The organism is Sphingomonas pokkalii (assembly GCF_003096275.1).
Lineage (GTDB): Bacteria > Pseudomonadota > Alphaproteobacteria > Sphingomonadales > Sphingomonadaceae > Sphingomonas > Sphingomonas pokkalii.
In genome coordinates this window covers 3,542,280-3,562,019 of sequence record NZ_QENQ01000001.1, presented here as the reverse complement: position 1 = coordinate 3,562,019, position 19,740 = coordinate 3,542,280, and the positions used below count along the sequence as shown (strand labels likewise).

General features: G+C 68.1%; 17 protein-coding genes. 6 read left to right on the top strand and 11 right to left on the bottom strand.

The annotated features are described in order from the left end of the window. Positions 1-22: 22 nt before the first annotated feature. On the bottom strand, positions 23-1,162 hold the full coding sequence (locus DD559_RS16355; protein WP_240610306.1) for an alpha/beta hydrolase: 1,140 nt from the start codon (positions 1,160-1,162) through the stop codon (positions 23-25). Between the two features lie 315 nt (positions 1,163-1,477). Here DD559_RS16355 and DD559_RS16350 point away from each other — a divergent pair, with 315 nt between their 5' ends. The 3 genes from DD559_RS16350 to DD559_RS16340 are packed head-to-tail and all read left to right on the top strand — an operon-like array spanning position 1,478 to position 4,622. After that, the gene (locus DD559_RS16350; RefSeq protein ID WP_116470121.1) at positions 1,478-2,692 is read left to right on the top strand and encodes a class I SAM-dependent methyltransferase; all 1,215 of its coding nucleotides are present in this window, start codon (positions 1,478-1,480) and stop codon (positions 2,690-2,692) included. 5 nt (positions 2,693-2,697) lie between these two features. Then, a complete protein-coding gene (locus tag DD559_RS16345) occupies positions 2,698-3,051 on the top strand; it encodes a hypothetical protein (RefSeq protein ID WP_116470120.1) in 354 nt (117 codons plus the stop codon). Then, positions 3,048-4,622, top strand: a complete 1,575-nt coding sequence (locus tag DD559_RS16340) for an FAD-binding oxidoreductase (RefSeq protein ID WP_116470119.1) — start codon at positions 3,048-3,050, stop codon at positions 4,620-4,622. Before DD559_RS16345 ends, DD559_RS16340 begins: the two co-directional genes overlap by 4 nt. Here the strand turns inward: DD559_RS16340 and DD559_RS16335 are convergent. The 10 genes from DD559_RS16335 to DD559_RS16290 form a co-directional block, all read right to left on the bottom strand. Further along, positions 4,619-5,125 carry a VOC family protein gene (locus DD559_RS16335; protein ID WP_116470118.1) on the bottom strand — a complete coding sequence of 169 codons (507 nt, stop codon included), beginning with the start codon at positions 5,123-5,125 and terminating at the stop codon, positions 4,619-4,621. The two genes, DD559_RS16340 and DD559_RS16335, sit on opposite strands and share 4 nt — an antisense overlap. Then, positions 5,118-5,786 carry a hypothetical protein gene (locus DD559_RS16330; protein WP_133243844.1) on the bottom strand — a complete coding sequence of 223 codons (669 nt, stop codon included), beginning with the start codon at positions 5,784-5,786 and terminating at the stop codon, positions 5,118-5,120. Before DD559_RS16330 ends, DD559_RS16335 begins: the two co-directional genes overlap by 8 nt. A gap of 75 nt (positions 5,787-5,861) precedes the next feature. Beyond that, positions 5,862-6,668: an alpha/beta fold hydrolase gene (locus tag DD559_RS16325; RefSeq protein ID WP_116470116.1), complete on the bottom strand. Its 807-nt coding sequence runs from the start codon at positions 6,666-6,668 to the stop codon at positions 5,862-5,864. Position 6,669: 1 nt separating this feature from the next. Next, positions 6,670-7,785 (bottom strand): zinc-binding dehydrogenase, encoded by a 1,116-nt coding sequence (locus DD559_RS16320; protein ID WP_116470971.1) that lies wholly within the window; start codon positions 7,783-7,785, stop codon positions 6,670-6,672. Then, positions 7,785-8,645 (bottom strand): isocitrate lyase/PEP mutase family protein, encoded by an 861-nt coding sequence (locus DD559_RS16315; protein ID WP_116470115.1) that lies wholly within the window; start codon positions 8,643-8,645, stop codon positions 7,785-7,787. The genes DD559_RS16320 and DD559_RS16315 overlap by 1 nt, the downstream gene beginning before the upstream one ends. Further along, positions 8,638-9,243 (bottom strand): 3-isopropylmalate dehydratase small subunit, encoded by a 606-nt coding sequence (gene leuD / locus DD559_RS16310; protein WP_116470114.1) that lies wholly within the window; start codon positions 9,241-9,243, stop codon positions 8,638-8,640. Before leuD ends, DD559_RS16315 begins: the two co-directional genes overlap by 8 nt. Further along, a complete protein-coding gene (leuC, locus tag DD559_RS16305) occupies positions 9,240-10,637 on the bottom strand; it encodes a 3-isopropylmalate dehydratase large subunit (protein WP_116470113.1) in 1,398 nt (465 codons plus the stop codon). Before leuC ends, leuD begins: the two co-directional genes overlap by 4 nt. A gap of 80 nt (positions 10,638-10,717) precedes the next feature. Continuing rightward, positions 10,718-11,665 carry an alpha/beta fold hydrolase gene (locus tag DD559_RS16300; RefSeq protein ID WP_165831123.1) on the bottom strand — a complete coding sequence of 316 codons (948 nt, stop codon included), beginning with the start codon at positions 11,663-11,665 and terminating at the stop codon, positions 10,718-10,720. Positions 11,666-11,679: 14 nt separating this feature from the next. Next, the gene (locus DD559_RS16295; protein ID WP_116470111.1) at positions 11,680-13,032 is read right to left on the bottom strand and encodes an MFS transporter; all 1,353 of its coding nucleotides are present in this window, start codon (positions 13,030-13,032) and stop codon (positions 11,680-11,682) included. A gap of 27 nt (positions 13,033-13,059) precedes the next feature. Then, positions 13,060-13,944, bottom strand: a complete 885-nt coding sequence (locus tag DD559_RS16290) for an alpha/beta hydrolase family protein (RefSeq protein ID WP_133243843.1) — start codon at positions 13,942-13,944, stop codon at positions 13,060-13,062. A 203-nt stretch (positions 13,945-14,147) separates the two neighbouring features. On the opposite strand from DD559_RS16290, the gene DD559_RS16285 reads away from it, so the two are divergent. The 3 genes from DD559_RS16285 (at position 14,148) to DD559_RS16275 (ending at position 19,730) form a co-directional block, all read left to right on the top strand. Further along, positions 14,148-15,656: an aldehyde dehydrogenase family protein gene (locus tag DD559_RS16285; protein WP_116470109.1), complete on the top strand. Its 1,509-nt coding sequence runs from the start codon at positions 14,148-14,150 to the stop codon at positions 15,654-15,656. A 127-nt stretch (positions 15,657-15,783) separates the two neighbouring features. Continuing rightward, positions 15,784-17,838, top strand: a complete 2,055-nt coding sequence (locus DD559_RS16280; RefSeq protein ID WP_116470970.1) for a hydantoinase/oxoprolinase family protein — start codon at positions 15,784-15,786, stop codon at positions 17,836-17,838. A 14-nt stretch (positions 17,839-17,852) separates the two neighbouring features. After that, positions 17,853-19,730 (top strand): hydantoinase B/oxoprolinase family protein, encoded by a 1,878-nt coding sequence (locus tag DD559_RS16275; protein WP_116470108.1) that lies wholly within the window; start codon positions 17,853-17,855, stop codon positions 19,728-19,730. Positions 19,731-19,740: the final 10 nt, after the last annotated feature.

Sequence of the window (19,740 nt, the reverse complement as noted above, 5' to 3'; positions counted from 1 at the left end):
AGTTTTTATAATAAAAATTACTCTACTTCGTCTTGAAAATACCCTGCGCAAAATCGTGCAGATAATCGCGCCAATTCGTCCAGGTGTGGCCACCCTCGCTTTCGACATAGCGATACTGGATGCCGTAGCGGTCCAGCATCGCCCGCGTCGGCGCCACCGCCGCGTGCAGGAAATCGGTCTTGCCCATCGCGAAATAGACCGGCGTCCCCGCCTTGGCCCGCTCGCGCAGCTTGACATCATTGGCGGCGACAAAGCGCTCTTCCTGGCCCGGCTGGTAAAAGCCCATGCTGAACACGCCGATCGGCCCGAACGTCTTGGTGTTGGGCAGTCCCCAGGCGAGCGTATGGGCCCCGCCCATCGACAGCCCGGCCATCGCGCGGTGGGCCGGATCGGCGATGCTGCGATAGTCGCGATCGATCAACGGCACGAGGTCCTTGAGCAGGTCGTCGCCGAAATCCTTGTTCATGAACAGGTCGCTGCCCGGCTTGAACGTGGTGTGGCCGGCCGGCATCACCACGATCATCGGCACCGCCTTCCCGGCGGCGATCAGATTATCGAGGATGTAATTGGCGTGCCCCCGCGACGTCCAGCTGTCGTCGCTGTCCCCGGCGCCGTGCACGAGATAGAGCACCGGATAGCGACGCGTACCGTTCCTTTCATACCCCGGCGGCGTATAGACATGCGCGCGGCGCACTTCGCCCAGCGATCCGGACCGGTATTCGATCGTGGCAACCGCTCCGTGCGGCACCGCGGCATCAAAGCGCTGGAACGCGCCCTGCGGCCCCTGCACCTCGACCACAGACGACACGCCGCGATAGTTCATCGAGAACCGGTCGGCCTGGGGATCGGCAAGGGTCATGCCGCCGATGCGATAGCCATAGGCATAGGTGCCCGCCGGCACCGGCACCGGGGTCGTTGCGGACCAATAGCCCAGCGAGTCGCGCGTCATTTCCAGTCCGGCCGGCTTGCCGTCAAAGCCCGACGGAATGGCCTCGATATCGGTACTGACGACACGGGGATCGGAGGCGTCCGGTGCACAAAGACGGAAGCGCAGCCGGGAATCGGGGAGTTGCTCGACCGGCTGATACATGAGCGGATTCATGAAATTCGGCTTTTCGCACGCGCGCGGCGCTTCCTGCGCGGTGGCAGCCGTGGCGAGCATACACGTCGAAAGCGCCGTCGCTATCAGACCGGGCCGCATCATTCGTCTTCCCCTCAAGCCATGTTGTTATGCGGGATTAGGATGGAACCGGCGGGCGATTGCATCGGCAGCCGAAACAATTGTCCGCACAGTGACCAAACGGGCCGGCCGAACCGGGCCCGGATGCGCCCCGCGGTGGCGCCTGGCGACTGTCCTATCCGCCAGTCGAACAGGCGACGTGCGGCTGCTGCATTGGCAGGGGCGAGAGAGCTACCTAAGCTGCACGCAAGCAGGCGCTCCGGCAGGTCGCGGATGGGGCAGCCGAGGGAGGCCTTGATGCTCAACACGTTTCAACAGGCGCCGCACGCGGTGCTCCCCAAGGCGACGCCGCAGCAAGCGGCGCGCCAGGAATTCGCCAAAAGCCTGAAGCAATATATCCAGCAGGGGCTGCTGCCCGGGCTGCAGCCGGTCTATCGCGGCCGCGCCGCCCGGCGTTTCGAAAAGGAAACCGGCCGCGCCCCCGCCGATCGCCACGATATCCGCAAGGCAATGGTGCCGGACCCCTATTTCCAGCATTATGCCGCGGTCAACCGGATCAGCCAGGAACTGCTCTGGGACAGCGTGATCGACAGCATCGACGGCGATGCCGACACGCTTCGTGCCGAAGCGGCGACGGCATCGGCGGCGAACGCGGGCAAGCTGGTGGTGCCGGATAGGTTTGACGTGCCCCGCTATGTCAGCGCGCTCGACATTCACTGCATGCCGGGCGGCTATGCCGGCGCGCCGGGGGAGCAGGACGTGACCTTGGGCGCGCTCTATGATCGCGGCGTCTTCCTCTATGCGATGGGCTATACCGGGCCGAACAACGACGACATGGGCCGGTCCGTCTGCAACTATATCAAGCGGCGGCTGGACGGGTTTTCGCCCAGGCGCATCCTCGATCTGGGCTGCACCGTCGGCCATTCCACCCTGCCGTACAAGGAACTCTTCCCGGAGGCGGAGGTGTGGGGCGTCGACGTCGCTGCGCCGCAGATCCGCTACGCCCATGCCCGCGCCGGCGCGTTCGGCCTGGACGTCAACTTCGCGCAGATGAACGCGGAGCGCACCGATTTCGAGGATGGCAGCTTCGACCTGATCGTCAGCCACATCCTGCTGCACGAAACATCCGGCAAGGCGATGCCGAAGATCTTCGCCGAATGCCACCGGCTGCTCGCGCCTGGCGGTTACATGATCCACGCCGACCTGCCGCCCTTCGACCTGATGGACCCGTTCACCCAGTTCATCCTGGACAACGAGACCTATTATAACAACGAGCCTTTCTGGGGCGCGATGCGCGAGCTGGATCAGGTGGCGCTGGCCAGGGCGGCGGGCTTCCCGGCGGACAGCATCCGCTTCGACACCGCCCCGATGGCGGTACTGGAATTCGCCGCGGCCGCAGCGGCGGGATACAGCCAGGATGCCGCCGACAGCGTCGCGGATCGCGAATTCACCGCAGGCGAATTCGCCCCCGGCGGCGGCTGGGAAGTGCTGATCGCACAGAAGGACAAGTGAGCAGCATGACCGACACGAGCAAGATGCGCCGCGACGCCCGCGGCAAGCGCCCCGGCTTTTACGACACGCCCGGAATGGACCAGGTGATGTCGATGGTGATGGTACTGGCCAGCGAGGTTTCGGTGCTGGCCGACGATATCGACCTGATGCAGCGCGTCGCCGCCGGTCAGGGCATCGACCTGAAGGCCGGCATGGCCGCGATCGAACTCGACCAGGCGGCGCTCGAGGAGCGCGAGGCGCGGCGCCAGGCGCTGCTCGATCGTCTTTTCTACCTGATGCGCAAGGAAGCGCACGAACTGGCGGCGCAGGAAACCAGCGACTCCTACATCCGCACGATCGACGAGATCGCGCTCGGATGACCGCCGTGCTGGAGCGACCGGAAGTGCTCGCCGCGATCGAGGCGATCATCGGCCCGGCGCAGGTGCTTACCGGCGATGCGATGCTCGCGCTCGCAACCGACGTCTATCGCCGGGCAGAACTGCCGCTGGCGGTGGTCCGGCCGGGCAGCGTCGAGGAATTGCAGGCGGTCGTGCGCGCGGCCGCCGGGGCAGGCACCCGTCTGTCGCTGCGCGGGGGCGGCGCGTCCTACACCGACGGCTATATCCCGTTCGCGCCCGGCATGCTCCTGCTGGATCTGGCGCGGCTCGATCGGATCGTGCGGATCGACGCGGAAAATGGCCATGTCACGGTGGAGGCCGGGGTCACCTGGGCCGCGCTGCGCGACGCCCTGGCCGAACAGGATCTGCGCACGCCGTTCTGGGGGCCGTTTTCCGGGCTGGCGGCGACGGTGGGCGGATCGATGTCACAGAACACGATCAGCCACGGCTCCGGCGCCTATGGGATCTCGGCCGAGTCGGTCCTGTCCTATGACGTGGTGACCGCCGACGGATCGCTGCTCTCGACGGGGGCGGCTGCGGCGGGCGCCGTCCCGTTCACCCGCCATTTCGGACCGGACCTCACCGGGCTGTTCAGCGGCGATTGCGGGACGCTGGGGATCAAGGCGCGGGTGACGCTGCCGGTGATCCGCCGCCGCCTGGCGCATCGACCGATCTCCTTCGCCTTCGCCGATCTGGCCACGATGCACGAAGCGATGCGCCGCGTGGCGATCGAGCGGATCGAGGACACTCATTTCTCGCTCGATGGCGCCCTGTCGCAGGGCCAGATCGCGCGACAGGATCGGGCCGGTGCGACGCTGGACTTGGCGCTGTCGATCCTGCGAAGCTCCCCATCGCTGGTCGCTGGGGCCAGGCAGCTTGTGCGTGCCGCCACCTCGGCCCGGCGGGCGATCGGCGCTTCGGCGTTCATGGTGCATTACATCGTCGAAGGGTTCGACGATGCCGAGGTGAAGGCGCGGCTGCACCGCATCCGCACCCTCGTCTTGGGCCTGGGGCGGGAGATTCCCGCCACGGTGCCGGCGGTCGTGCGCGGCATGCCGTTCGCGCCGCTGTTCAACACGCTTGGGCCGGCGGGCGAGCGCTGGGTGCCGCTCCACGGTATCCTGCCCAACCGCAACGTGGCGGCGTTCGAGCGGGCCTATCGCGCGATGCTGGCGGACCGCGCGGCCGAGATGGAACGTCTCGGCATCTGGCTGGGCGGAATGTTCGCCACCGTCGGGTCGGGCGGGTTCCTGTACGAAATCGCGATGTACTGGCCGGATGCGATCACCGAGTACCACCGGGCGGCGGTGCCGGCGGACTATCTCAACAGCCTGCCGGTCTACCCGCCCAACCCGGAAGCGCGCGCCTATGTCCACCAGCTGAAGGCGGACATCATCGCACTGTTCGTGGAACATGGCGCCACCAACTTCCAGCTGGGCAAGGCCTATCCCTATGCCAGCCGGTTGCAGGCGGAGCCGCTGGCGTTGGTCCGGGCGCTGAAGGCGGCGCTGGACCCGGGCGGGCTGCTCTCGCCCGGCAATCTGGGGCTTTAAAGCGCGACGCCTTCGGGCGTGGACCGTTCCTGCTCGGCCGGGTCGGTTTCGACCAGGTTGAGCAGGATACCATCGACATCGCGCAGACATACTTCCAGCTGCGCGCGATGGGCCATGCGGAACAGCTCGGGCTCCGGCGACCAGCTCGCCCCCGCCGCGCGCAGGGCCGCCAGCGTTGCGCGGATGTCGCGGACATAGAAGACCAGCGCGACCTCGCCGATCTGGGCGGGGCCCGTGCGCAAGGGGGGCGCCTCGGGAGCCAGCGCCGGATCGATCCGGAACAGGCCGATCATCCCGAAATTCGGCCCGCCGCGCTTGACGATCCGTACCGCCAGCGGCCCATGCCCGGCAAAGCCGAGGATGGTCGAGGCGGACGAGTCGTCCAGCACCCCTTCCCAATATATCTGGGTATAGCCGAGCGTGGCATAGAAATGCGCGGCACGCTCCAGGTCGCGCACGAAGATCGTGGCGCGAATCAGCGAGGATACAGCCGGTTCAGCCATGGATCGCGGCCAGTTCGTACCATTCCTCGATCCAGGCCCAGTGCATGCGCAGGAAAACCCCGTCGGCCCGCACCCACAGGTCTGCCGGCGGCCAGTCGGCGCGCCAGCGCAGGGCATAGCGGCGCGCCGGGAAGCTGCCGGCGGTGACCGTCACCTGCGTCTCGCCCACAAAGGCGACGTCGATCGTCATCGCCTGGGTACCCAGCGCCTCGTCGCCATTGGGCGAGACCGAGTTGGTGACGGCGGCGATCGGCAGGAACCGGCCCGGCTGGTCGGTGCCGCGCAGCATGGTGATCAGCGCGTCGCCCTGCAGCGGGTGGAGCCCGAGATAGGGCAGCCGGCCGGTGGTGGCGATACGCTGCTCGGGCACCGACCGCCCCTCCAGCCTGCCCGCGACGCGGACCATGCCGTCTTCCACGTCGAACCATTGCGCCGCCGCGCATCGGCCGGCGAGATGGATGCGACAAAAGCCATCCAGCGGGCGCCATGCGGCATCCATCGCCAGGGTCACATCCCGCACCAGCGCCGGTGCATCGATCTCGCACATCGCACGCAGGATGTGGCCGCCTGGATGCGCGATCAGCTCGAACCGCTCGCGCCCCGTCTCCACGCCATCGGCGCCGCGATACGCGATCGTGCCGGAACGGAGCGATGTGGGCATGGGCATTCCTCCGCTGGCGGTCGACACGGGGACGATCGGTGTCGGCATCGTCATCGCCTGCGACCAGGCCGTCGATCAGGGCAGCGTCGCGACGAAATCGGCGATCGCGTCCGCCCAGGCCTGCGGCGCCTGGTCGACAATGTCGATGCCACCGCCAGGCAGCGTGACCAACGGAATATCGGGCCGCAAGGCATGCGCCGCGACGGCCGCTTCATGGATCATGTCGCCGCTGTTGCTGAGGATCATCGCCGGTACGGCCAGCGCCCGGATCGCCGCGACATGATCATAGTCGAACGCGGCATGGTGCCCGTACCAATAGGGACCGCGCGCCACCAAAGCCTGGGTCACATACTCGCTGATCCTGGCGAGATCGACGGTGCCGGCAGCGAAGCGCTCGCGCGTCGCGAACAGCTCGACCATGTGCTGCCCGCCCGGCAGCGGCCCGAATTTCTTCTCGCGCTCGGCGAAGCTGTCGCGCATCGCCAGCCGCTGCGCGTCGGGCATCACCATCGTCCCGCCCATCACCAGCCCGCGCACCCGGTCCGGGTGGCGCACCGCGGTCTCGGTCGCGACCAGCGAGCCGGTGTGGTGTCCGCCGACCACGGCGCGGTCGATCCCCAGCGCATCGAGCACCGGCAGCACCACCTGCGCGAAGTCCGCGATGCCGGGCACATGCGCGGTCGCGTCGGACATGCCGAAGCCCGGCATGTCGATCGCGATCGGCCGCAGGCCGTGCGCGATCAGCGGCGCGAACACGTTCGAGAACTGGTCCGAATGCATCACCGCCTGGTGGAGCAGGACCAGCGGCACGCCTTCGGCCGCGGACTGGAAATGGATCTGGCCGAAAGGCCCGTCGGCATAGGCACGGTGCAGGGCGGTCATGTCAGGGTACCATGATCTGGCGGATGGCACTGCCATCGGCGAGGTTGTCGAGCAGGTCGTTGATGTCCGCCAGCGGCCGGACCGAGGTGAGCAGCGCCTCGACCGGAAGCTGCCCCGCGCGCCACAGCGCGATGTAGCGCGGCAGATCGCGCGCCGGCACCGACGAGCCCATATAGCTGCCGATCAGCGTCTTGCCCTCGGCAACCAGCGTCACGGCGGGAATGGCGAAGGTCTCCGCCGGATTGGGCAGGCCGACCGTGACGATCCGCCCACCCCGCCGCGCCGCGGCATAGGCCGCCTGCAGCACGGCCGCCTTGCCGACGGTTTCGATCACCACGTCCGGCGCGCCTTCGGCAAACAGGTCCGCAAACGCCTCGCCCGGCGCCAGCGCAGAGGCGCCCAGCCGCTCGGCAAGGTCGCGCTTCTCGGGCGAAGGATCGATCGCGACCACCGGCGCCGCACCCGAGGCAAGCGCGGCCAGCAGCGCCGATAGGCCGACGCCGCCCAGCCCATAGATCAGCACGGATTCGCCGGGCCGGACAGCGGCGGAGTTCATCACCGCCCCCGCGCCGGTCAGCACCGCACAGCCGAACAGGGCGGCGATCTCGGCGGGGATGTCGGCATCCACCTTCACCGCCGATCGGCGATCGACCACGACATGGCTGGCAAAGGCCGAGACGCCCAGATGGTGATGCACCTCGCCACGGCCATCGTGCAGCCTGCGCCCGCCGTTCAGCAACCGCCCCTCGCCATTGGCGGCCGCACCCGCCCCGCACATGAACGGTTCGCCCGCCCGGCAACGAGGGCAATCGCCGCACGAAGGCAGGAACGCCAGGATCACCCGATCGCCCACCGCGAAGCCCGGATCGTCCACCGTCCCGGTCTGTTCGACGATGCCGGTCGCTTCATGGCCGAGCGCCATCGGCATCGGGCGGGGCCGGTCGCCATTCACCACCGACAGGTCCGAATGGCACAGGCCGGCGGCATAGATGCGGATCAGCAATTCGCCCGGCCGCGGCGGATCGAGCGTCAGCCGCTTGAGTTCGAGCGGCGCATGCTCCCGATAGGGTCTGGCATGCCCGCCCGACTGCGCCAGCACCGCCGCGACGATCTCCATCACCGGTCCCGCCCCCATTTGCGATCGAACGCCCAGACGTCCTCGAAGCCGATCATGCTGCAGAAGGTCTTGAAGTCGAACAGCGGAATGTCCGCCGGCTCACCGTCCAGATCATCGCGCAGCCGAACCAGGGCCTGCTCGATCGCGGCGGCGGAAACCAGGCTGGTCAGCGACGGGTAAATGGCGAACGCAAAGCCGATATCGGCCAGCACATCGCCCTTCATCGGCGGGGTCAGGCCGCCATTGGCCATGTTGCACAGGATCGGCTGTTCGAACGTCTCGCAGACCTTGCGCATCTCCTCTTCGCTGGTCAGCGCTTCGGGGAACAGAATGTCGGCGCCCGCCTTGGCATAGGCTTCCAGCCGGCGCAGCGTGCCGTCCAGCCCTTCGGACTGGCGGGCATCGGTGCGCGCGATGACCAGCATCTGGTCGCGCGCTTCCACGGCGACCTTCACCTTGTCGGCCATGTCCTCGACGGAAACGACGCGCTTGTACGGCGTGTGGCCGCATTTCTTGGGGAATTCCTGATCCTCCAGCTGGATCGCGGAAATGCCCGCCGCTTCATAGCCGCGTACCGTGTGGTCGACGTTCAGCAGGCCGCCAAAACCGGTATCGGCATCGGCGATCAACGCCGCGCTGCACGAACGGCGCACGGTGCTCATCCGATCGAGCATCTGGTTGTAGCTGACCAGCCCCGCATCGGGCAGGCCATAGGCAGAGGCGGTCAGCCAATAGCCGCTGCCATAGACCACGTCGAAGCCGACGCGCTCGACCATGACGGCGGTGATCATGTCCTGCACGCCGGGGACGACGAAGAACGTGCCGGTCGCCAGCTTGTCGCGCAATCTTGTGTCAGCCATCTGCCTGTTCCTTCTGCCAGAGCCAGGGGAACGCGGCGCGCTGCCCGGCTTCATAGTGTTCGATGTCGTGCGCGTGGAGGGCGCGGATGCGGGCGATTTCGTTCCAGCCGTTCAGCAGCGCCTCGCGCCGTTCGTCGGGGACGGGGAAGGCGATCGGCGCTTGGCCTTCCACGGTCAAAGTGCGGGCGCGCAGATCGACCTGGAAGCTGCGCCCATCCCGCGCGGCATCGTGCAGCGCGGCGACCCGGTCGGCGGGCAGCACGATCGGCAGCAGCCCGTTCTTGAAGCAGTTGGAATGGAAGATCTCGCCGAAGCTCTCCGCCACGATCACCCGGATGCCAAGGCCGGCCAGCGCCCAGGGGGCATGTTCGCGGCTGGATCCGCAGCCGAAATTGGGGCCGGCGATCAGGATCGGCGCGGCGCGCTCCTGCCCCGGCGCCAGCGCGAAACCCTCGCCGCGCCGGTCGTGAAAGGCATAACGGCCAAGCCCCTGCTTCTCGGTAATCAGCAGGAAGCGCGCGGGGTAGATGATGTCGGTGTCGACATCGGCATCCGGCAGCGACCACGCCGCGCCAGCAACGGAGACGAGCGGTGTCATGCCAGCGTCCTCACATCGACGATTCGCCCGGCCAGTGCGGCGGCGGCCGCCATCGCCGGGCTCACCAGATGGGTGCGGGCGCCCGCCCCCTGCCGCCCTTCGAAATTGCGGTTCGAGGTGGAGGCGCAGCGGGCGCCGGCGGGCAGGCGATCGTCGTTCATCGCCACGCAGAGTGAACAGCCCGGCGCGCGCCATTCGAAGCCCGCGGCCAGGAACAGCGCGTCGAGCCTCTCCGCCTCCGCCTGCCGCTTCACCGCCATCGATCCTGGGACGACCAGCGCGCGGACGCCCGGTGCCACCTGCCCATTGCGGGCAATCGCGGCGGCAGCGCGCAGATCCTCGATCCGGCCATTGGTGCAGCTGCCGATGAAGACATGGTCGATGGGCAGGCCGTCGATCGGCGCTCCCGCCTCCAGCCCCATATAGGCCAGCGCCTTGGCCGCGCCTGCGTCCGGCACGATGCCGTCCACCCGCATCACTTGCCCCGGGCTGGTGCCATAGGTGATCTGCGGCGCGATCGCGTCCGCCGCGATCGTCACCTCGGCATCGAACACGGCGTCGGCGTCGCTGGGCAAGCTGCGCCAATAGCGGACCGCGGCGTCCCAATCGGGACCATGCGGCGCGCGCGGGCGGCCCTGCAGATAGGCGAAGGTGGTGTCATCCGGCGCGACCAGCCCGGTGCGCGATCCGGCTTCGATGACCATGTTGCACAGGGTCATCCGCCCCTCCATCGACAGGGCACGCACCGCATCCCCGGCAAACTCCACCGCAAAGCCGGTCGCCCCGGCCGCGCCGACGGTGCCGATAAAGGCCAGCGCCATGTCCTTCGCGCTGACGCCGGGCGTCAGCGCACCGGTGAAGGTCACCCGCATCCGCCGCGCGCGTTCCTGCCACAGCGCCTGGGTGGCCATCACGATGCCGCACTCGCTGGCCCCCACCCCGAACGCCAGCGCGCCGAACGCGCCGTGCGTGGAGGTGTGGCTGTCACCGCAGACCAGCGTGATGCCGGGCAGGGTAAAGCCCTGATCGGGACTGATGACATGGACGATCCCCTGCCCCTCGCCCGCCAGCGCCAGATATTCGATGCCGAAATCCGCGCAATTGCGCTCCAGCAGCGCGACCTGCGCCGCCGCCATCGGATCGGCGAAGGGCTGGTCGCGGTGGCGGGTCGGCACGCTGTGATCGGCCACCGCCAGCTGCGTCGCGGGGCGGTGCACCGCCAGCCCGTCCTCGCGCAGCATCGCGAAGGACTGCGGCGTGCTTACCTCGTGCAGCAGATGCCGGTCGATATAGAGCAGGGTCTGCCCGTCGCCGCCCTGGGCGATCGCGTGCGCGTCCCACAGCTTGTCGTACAGGGTGCGCGGCGCGCCGGCGGGGGGAGCGAGGTGGGTCATGGTCCGCGCATGGGGTGACCCCGCCGCCCGCGCCCTGCAAGCGCGGGACGCCCGCTCTCCGCTCTACGGACAGTCGCGGATCAGCGGGGGTTCTTCAACCAGGCGAGAACCCGTTCGGCATAGCGATCCGGCACTTCGACCGGCGGATAATGCCCGACATCGTCCAGCGCGACGAACGACCGTGACTTGGCATTGGCGAGGTAGCCGTAGAGCTTGTCGCCCAGATAGGGCGGCAGCACCGGATCGCGCATCCCCCACAGGATCAGCACCGGCGCCTTCACCCCGGCCAGCCGCGCCATCGTCGCGTCCTTGTTCGAGGTCAGCGCGGTCAGGCCGGTATAGTTGGGCTCGATCCCGCGCAGGTTCATCGCGTAATAGCTGTCGACCTGATGCTCGGTGATCCGCGACTTCTCGCCCCACAACCATTCGAAATAGGTCCGCCAGAAGGCGCGATCCTCCAGCCCGTTTTCCTTGGCGCGGGCATTGGCGGCGATCATCTCCGGCGTCAGCACCGGCTTCAGGCCGTTCACCGCGTCCGTCGGCGTGTTCGACAGGACCAGCGCATCGACCCGCTCGGGATAGGTCGCGGCAAAGTAATAGGCGAGCGTGCCGCCGCTGGAGGTGCCGAGGACGGTCACCCTGTCGATCTTCAGCGCATCGAGGAACATCCGCACCATCGCCTCGGGCGAGCCGACGGCGGCCAGCGCTTCCTTGGTCAGCGGGCCGGACAGCGACTGGGGCGGCTGATCGAAGCGGACGATGCGATAGTGCCGCACCAGCCGCGCCACCACCGGATCCCAGCTGTTCAACGAACTGCGCGATCCGTGGAGGAGGAGCAGCACCGGCCCCTTGCCCTCGTCGCGATAGCGCAGCTCGACACCGCCGGCGATCTGGAGATAGCGGTCGCCGGGCTTGCCCAGCTTGGCGCGCAGTTCTGCCAGCGGCACCGGCTTGGGCTTTTCCGCCGGTTGCGCCTGGGCCGGCGCGATCAGCAGCAGGGCGGCAAGGGCGACGATCCAGTGGCGCATTGCCAGTATTCCCTTCAGCGCTTCGGCGCGAAGCACATCAGCAACGCCCCGCAGAGGTTGAGCAGGCCCGGCACGACCCCGAAGACGACCATCACGCCGATCATCGCGCTTTCCGACTGCGGCAGACCCGCGACGGCCCGGGCGCTGTCGAACCCGAAGGCGCTGAAGATCAGCCCGGTGAGCAGCGTCCCGCCAAGCGCGAAGGCGATCTTGTCGGTGGCGATCCAGACGGCGGAATAGAGCCCGGCGCGGCGCTCCTCCTCGGCCGCCACATCGGCGACCATCGAGAAGCCGAGCATCGCCCAGCCCGAATTGCCGACCGCTGCCAGGAACGACAGCGCAATCGCCGCGCTCGCCCCCCAGGACGCGCCGAACCCCCAGATGAAATAGAACAGCCCGTGAAGAATCGCCCCGGCGATATAGCAGTTCCGCTTGCCGAACCGCGCCGCCAGCGCGACCCAGATCGGCTGGGCAACGAGAATGCCCGCACAGGCCGCGATCACCAGCGCGCCGACCAGCGTCAACGCATCGGGACGGCCCATATTGTAGCTGAGGAAGTAGAGCAGCGCGGCATAGGACATGCCCTGCCCCACCAGCTGGAGCAGGTTCGCGCCCAACAGGACGGAGAATTTCGGGGCCAGCAGCGCGCGCGCCGCCTCGCCTGGCGTCATCCGCACGCGCCTGGGCTGCGCAGCCACCGCCGCATTCCCGCGATTGGCGGCGCGGGTGCCGAACCAGGCGGTCAGCAGCGCGATCGGGCAGATCACCGCCAGCGTGATCGCCATCGTCTGGTAGCCATGCTCGCCGCCGCCCGCCTGCTGGACCAGCGCGGGTGCCACCCCGCCGGAGACCATCACCCCCACCGCGGTGAACGCAAGCCGCCACGCCATCAGCACGTTGCGCTGGCGCGGGCTGGAGGTCAGCTCGCCCGACAGCGCCAGATACGGGACCGAAAAGCTGGCGAACACCATCATGTACAGGCTGAACACGATGGCCACATAGCCGATGCGCAGGCCGTCCGATCCGTGCGGCACATGGAACAGCAGCAGCATCGCCGCCGGGGCGCCCAGCGCGCCGATCAACAGCCAGTTGCGGCGCGGAAACCGCCGTTCCCAGCGATCGGAAAGGATACCGACCAGCACATCGCTGCCGATCCCCCACACCAGCTTGGGCACGAAGATCGCCGCCCCCGCCAGCGCCGGCGCGATGCCGAGCACCGAGGTCATGTAGAACAGCAGCAGCAGCGAGGGCAGATCGCGGAACACCTGCCCCGCAATCTGGCCGACGCTATAGCCGATCAGCGGTAGCATGGCGGTACGCCGCGCGGGCGCTGCCTCGAAAGCGTCGTGGGCCGTCGCGGCGGTCATATCGTCACTCCTGAAACACGAAGGGGGTCATTTGCGGGCAAGCCGCACGGGTCCGGTTTCGGCGCGTCGCAGGTCGAGCGCGCGGCGGGCGTGCGCATCCCGGGCGAAATGCGCCTGCAGAAACAGTTGGGCAAGCGAAGTCGCCTCTGCCAGCTGCGCGGTCTGGGCGGGGCCGGGCATGTCGCGGCAGATTTCGCCCCCGAAATAATGGTCGACCCCCGCCAGCACCAGCGCATAGCGGTCTCCCCCCGGTTTGGCGGCCTCATAGGCGGCAAGGTGACCGCGCCAGCCGGCGGGATCGGTGCCGCCGAGCGGCACGTCCCGATCGCCTGTCTGGATCAGCGCCGGCGTCGCCAGCGTCGCATAACCTTCCGCCGTGATGAAGCCCGGCAGGATGCCAGGCGGCGAGAAGGCGACGACGGCGGCCGCACGCGGATCGCGCTGGACGCCCGTCAGCCCCCCCGGCATCGCCGCTTCCGCCCCGCCCTGGGTCAGCGCCGTCAGCGCGCCGTAGCTATGGCCGGCGGCGACGAAGCGCGGCGCGGGTATCGCGGCGGAGAGCGCGCGCATATCCTCGATCCGCGCTTTCCAGCTGGCGAGGCCGGCAAATTCCTTGGTGCGCGGATGATCGGTCGAATCGACATGCAGCGGCGCGAAGATTTCGTAGCCGGCGGCGGCAAGCGGCCGGAGCAGCTTGGCATATTTCCACGGCGCCGACGCCGCACCATGCGAGAAGGTCATGGTGCCGCGCCGCCCGCCCGTCGGCGACCAGTGCCACACCTCCACCGCGCGCCCGCCCGGCGCCTGCAACATGATCTTGTCCGGCTCGGCGCTTGCAGCAAGGCCCCGCGCCGGGATCAGCGCCGCGCCCAGTCCGGCCGCCAACAGCGTGCGACGAGAGACTATTGCCAAGTTCCCCGCCTCCAATTGCCGACTCCTTGCTGCAGTTGCACAATGATCCACGCTTGTGGTGCGGACTATCCGCACGCAAGCCCGCATGCGGCGAGCGCATGCGGCACATCTATCCGCCTGCCGGAGAGCCGGGTGCGCCTCGCCTTCTCGCGCGCGCGGTTTCATGGTGGCCTTCGCCGACAAGATTTGAGGATATTCCTGGCATGCTCGACCTTCCCCAGCCCGCGCTCCGCCCCGACGTTCAGGCCTTTCTCGAACGGCGCGGCCGCGGCGAGGGGCTACTGATCGGTGGCGAATGGCGCAGCGCAGCAGGCGGGGCGACCTTGCCCACCGTCGATCCAGCCACCGGCAAGGAAACCGCGCGAATCGCGGCGGCGGCGGCGGCGGACGTGGACGCTGCCGTTTGCGCCGCACAGGCGGCGTTCGACGGCTGGCGCACCACCACCCCGGTCCACCGCGCCCGCATCCTGTGGGCGATCGCCGACCGGATCGAAGCCCATATCGACGAGCTCGCCGAGCTGGAGACGCTGGACCAGGGCAAGCCGCTGTTCGTCGGTCGCTGGGCAGAGATCCCCGGTGCGGTGAACCAGTTCCGCTTCTATGCCGGCCAGGCGATGGCGATCGAGGGGCAGACGCTCAACAGCTCGATTGATTATCAGCCTGCGGGCAAACAGGTTTCGACCTGGACGGTGCGCGAGCCGGTAGGCGTGGTCGCGGCGATCGTGCCGTGGAATTCGCCGCTGGTGCTGACCGCGATGAAGCTGGCCCCTGCCCTCGCCGCCGGCTGCACGCTGGTGCTGAAGCCCGCCGAGGATACCTCGCTCAGCGCGCTGCGGCTGGCCGAGCTGATGGTCGAAGCCGGGTTGCCCGCGGGCGTGCTCAACGTCGTCACCGGGCTGGGGTCGGCCACCGGCGCGGCGCTGGCCCGGCATCCGGGCGTCGACAAGATCGCCTTTACCGGCTCCACCGCCACCGGCCGCGCGATCCTCGATGCGTCGAAGAGCAATTTCAAGCGCGTCACGCTGGAACTGGGCGGCAAGTCGCCCGCGATCGTGATGCCCGATGCCGATCTGGACCTTGCCGTCCCCGGCGTCGCCAATGCGATCTTCTTCAACGCGGGCCAGGTCTGCATCGCCGGATCGCGGCTCTATGTCCACCGCTCGATCTTCGACAAGGTGGTCGATGGTGTCGCCGCCTATGCCCAGGGCCTGTCGATGGGCCACGGCCTCGATCCTGCCACCCAGATGGGGCCGCTGGTCTCGACCCGTCACGCCGAACGCGTCGCCGGCTTCGTCGACGGCGCGCGGGCGAGCGGGGCGACGATCCTCACCGGCGGCGAGCGCAGCGGCGCGGCGGGCACCTTCGTCTCCCCCACCGTCGTGGTCGACGTGAAGCCGGATATGGCGATCGTGCGCGAGGAAGTGTTCGGTCCGGTACTGGTCGCCCAGCCCTATGACGATGTGGCCGATGTCGTCGCCGCCGCGAACGACAGCGATTACGGCCTGGCCGCCAGCGTCTGGACCCGGTCGCTGTCGGACGCGCACCGGATGAGCGGGGCGATCCGCGCCGGCACGGTATGGATCAACTGCCACGCGATGTACGATGCCTCGCTGCCGATCGGCGGCGTCAAGCAATCCGGCTGGGGCCGCGACAGCGGGCGCCAGGCGCTGGAAAGCTACCTCGAATGGAAGACCGTCTGCGCGGTGATCTGATCGGCCATGTTCGCATGGCGGAGACTCGGCGCAGAGCGCGCTGTCACCCTGCCCCGGCTGCGGCACATTCCCGCGATCAACGGGCCGTCCCGGCGGCGGCCCGCCAGCGGTTGGGAAAGGGTTGCGCGTGGCATATCGCCTTGGGGTCGATGTCGGGGGGACGTTTACGGACCTTTTGCTGCTAGAGGAAGAAAGCGGCGCCTTCTGGCGGCACAAGACGCCGTCGACGCCGGCTGACAGCTCGGTCGGCATTCTGAACGGGGTGGAGGCGATCTGCGCCCGGGCGGGGATCACCCCCGCCGACGTCGAAGTCTTCCTGCACGGCACCACCGTCGCCACCAATGCGATCCTGGAAGGCAAGGGATCGCGCGTCGGCCTGATCGTGACCGAAGGCCACCGCCAGATCATGCAGATCGCGCGCAGCTTCGTCCCCGGCGGTCTGGCCGGCTGGATCGTCTGGCCCAAGCCCGAACCGCTCGCCGCGCTGGAGGATACGTTCGAGATCAAGGGCCGGATGGACGCCTTCGGCAACGAACTCCGCCCGATCGACGATGCCGACATTCGCGCCGCGCTGGAAAAGGTGAAGGCGCGCGGCGTCGAGGCGCTGACCGTCAGCCTGATGAACAGCTATATCAACGGCGCGCACGAACGGCGCGTCGCCGAACTGGCGGCGGAGATCCTGCCCGACGTGCCGCTGTCGCTCAGCCATGTCGTGCTGCCCGAAATGCAGGAATATGAGCGGACGCTGACCACCGTCGCCAATGCCGCGGTGCGTCCCGTCGTCGGCCGCTATGTCCGCAATCTGCGCGCCAAGCTGCGCGACGCGGGCATGGCCGGGCGCATCTCGCTGCTGCGCTCGGACGGCGGGCTGATGTCGTCCGAAGCGTCGGAAGAACATCCCGTCGCGCTGCTGATGTCCGGCCCGGCGGGCGGCGTCACCGGCGCCTTGTGGGTCGGCAAGAATGCCGGCATCCGCAACATCCTGACGCTCGACGTCGGCGGCACCTCGACCGACGTGGCGCTGATCGAAAATCTGGAAGCGCGCCGCGTGCGCACCACCGAAGTCGGCAGCCTCTCGGTCCGCGCCTCCGCGCTGGACGTGAAGACGGTGGGCGCCGGCGGCGGATCGATCGCCTATGTCCCCGAACTCACCCGCGCGCTGCGCGTCGGCCCGCAATCGGCGGGCGCGGTGCCGGGGCCGGTCGCCTATGGCAAGGGCGGCACCTTGCCGACCGTGACCGACGCCAATGTGGTGCTCGGCTATCTGCCCGAAGCGCTGCTCGGCGGCACGTTCAAGCTCGACAAGCCGGCCGCGGAAAAGGCGGTGCAGACCATCGCCGACGCGCTGGGCATCGGGCTGTACGAAGCCGCGCGCGGCATCATCGACATCGTCAACGAGAATATGTTCGGCGCGCTGCGCATGATCTCTGTCCAGCAGGGCTATGATCCGCGCGACTTCGCCGTGATGGGCTTTGGCGGCGCGGGGCCGCTGCACGTCAACGCCGTCGCGCGGCTGATGGGCAGCTGGCCTGCGGTGTCGCCGGTATCGCCGGGCGTACTGTGCGCACTGGGCGACGCGACCACCCAGATGCGCTCCGAGACTGCGCGCTCCTTCTCCCGCCGGTTCAGCGAGACCGACGAGGCGGAAGTCCGCGCGATCCTCGACGAAATGGCGGCACAGACCCGCGACGCGCTGATCGCCGACGGCGTGCCCGAGGCCGAGCTGACCAGCCTGTTCGAAATCGACGTCCGCTATGAAGGCCAGGCGTTCGAAGTGCCGCTGGCGATCGATGCCGAAACGCTGGCCCGCGACGGGCTGGCCGGGATCACCGCGCGCTTCGATGCGGAGCACAAACGGCTGTTCACCTTCAACATGGAATCGGCGCACGAACTGGTGAACCTGCGCGCCGTGGCGCTGGGCAAGCCGCTGGAGCTGGAGGCGGCCGAACTGCCGCAGGGCAATGGCGATCCGATCGAGGCGAAGCTGCGCGATCACCAATTATGGATCGACGGCGCGCTGCGCCCGGCGGTGATCTATGATCGCGCCCGGCTGCGCCAGGGCGACTGCATACCCGGCCCCGCGATCGTGATCGAAATGGATTCGACCACGCTGATCGAGGCCGATTGCACCGCGCTTGTCGACCGCGTCGGCAACATCCTGATCACCCCCACCAACGCCTGAAGGAGCAGCCCGCGATGCGCGCCCAGATCATCCAGAGCAACCCCGCTCCCTTCGCCCCCAAGCCGATTGATCCCGTCACGCTGGAAGTGATCGAAAACGCCCTGCGCAACGCCCGCGTCGAAATGGATGCCACGCTGGTGCGCACCGCCATGTCGCCGGGCATCCGCGAACAGGGCGATGCCTTCCCGCTGATCGCCGACCATCAGGGCCGGATGATCGTCGGCCAGTTCGGGTCCTATATCGGCCCGTTCCTCGACGGCTATGACGGCACGATCGAGGATGGCGATATGATCCTGCTATCCGATCCCTATTCGGTGGGCGGCGCGATCAGCCATTCCAACGACTGGCTGGTGCTGCTGCCGGTGTTCAAGGACGGGCGGCTGATCGCCTATACCTCGATGTTCGGGCACCAGAGCGACATTGGCGGCATGGTCGCCGGTTCGATGCCGATCCACGCCACCTCGATCTTCCAGGAAGGCGTGCGCATCCCGCCGGTAAAGATCTACAAGCGCGGCGAATATAATACCGACCTGATCAACCTGATCATGACGCAGGTCCGTACCCCCGACTGGTGCAAGGCCGACTTGAACGCGCTGATCGCCGCCTGCCGGGTCGCCGCCCGCCGCGTCGTCGAAATGGCGGAGCGGTTCGGCGACGACGTGTTCGTCGCGGCGACCGACGAACTGCTTCAGCGAAACTACCGCGCGATGCAGCAGCTGATCGAAACCTCGGTCGGCGCGGAGCCGGTGAGTTTCGAGGATTATATCTGCGACGACGGCATGGGCTTCGGCCCGTACAAGATCAAATGCACGATGTGGCGCGACGGCGAGAAGGTCGTCCTCGATTTCGCCGGCACCGATCCGCAGAGCCCGGCATCGGTCAATTTCTTCCTTAACGAAAATATGCTGAAGATGTTCTTCGGCATCTACATGATCATGGTGTTCGATCCCCAGATCCTGTTCAACGACGGCTTCTACGATCTGATCGACGTGCGTATCCCCAAGGGATCGCTGCTCAAGCCCGAATTCCCCGCCGCGCTTTCGGGGCGCACCCATGCGCTGGGCCGCATCTTCGACGTGCTCGGCGCGCTGCTCGGGCAGAAGACGCCGGAATTCCTCAACGCCGCCGGCTTCTCCTCGTCGCCGCACCTCTTCTATTCCGGCACGGACAAGCGGGGGAAGTATTTCCAGCTGTTCCAGATCGGTTTCGGCGGCATTCCGGGGCGGCCGCTGGGCGACGGGCCGGACGGGCATTCACTGTGGCCGGGCTTCACCAACGTGCCCAACGAATTCCTCGAACGCTATTTCCCGATGGTGATCGAACGCTATGAAACCGCGGCGGATTCGGGCGGGCCCGGCCTGCACCGCGGCGGCAACGGCATCCACATGACCTATCGCTTCCTGGAGGCGGGGCAGATCGCCATCCATGACGATCGCTGGTTCGTGCCGCCCTGGGGCGTCAATGGCGGCCAGCCGGGCGCCCGCGCGCGCAAGATCCTGGAAAAGGCCGATGGCACCCAGACGATCGTCGGCAACAAGCAGGAAGACATCGCCGTCGATGCCGGCGACCAGCTGCACTTCGTCACCTGGGGCGGCGGCGGCTGGGGCGATCCGCTGGAACGCGATCCCGCGCTGGTCGAAAAGGAAGTACGCCAGGGCCTCGTCACCGTCGAAGGCGCCCGCGCCTACGGCGTGGTGATCGCTGGCGGCGTGGTGAATGCCGGCGCGACACAGGCGCTGCGCGATGCGCTCCGCCACGACCGCCCCGACACGCTGCCCACCTTCGACTATGGGCCGGAGATCGAAACGCTGCGGGCGAACTGCATGGCGGAAACCGGCCTGCCGGCACCCCGCCAGCGGCTCTGGACCGCGACCGCACTGGCGGCCGAGTAACCGGCGAACC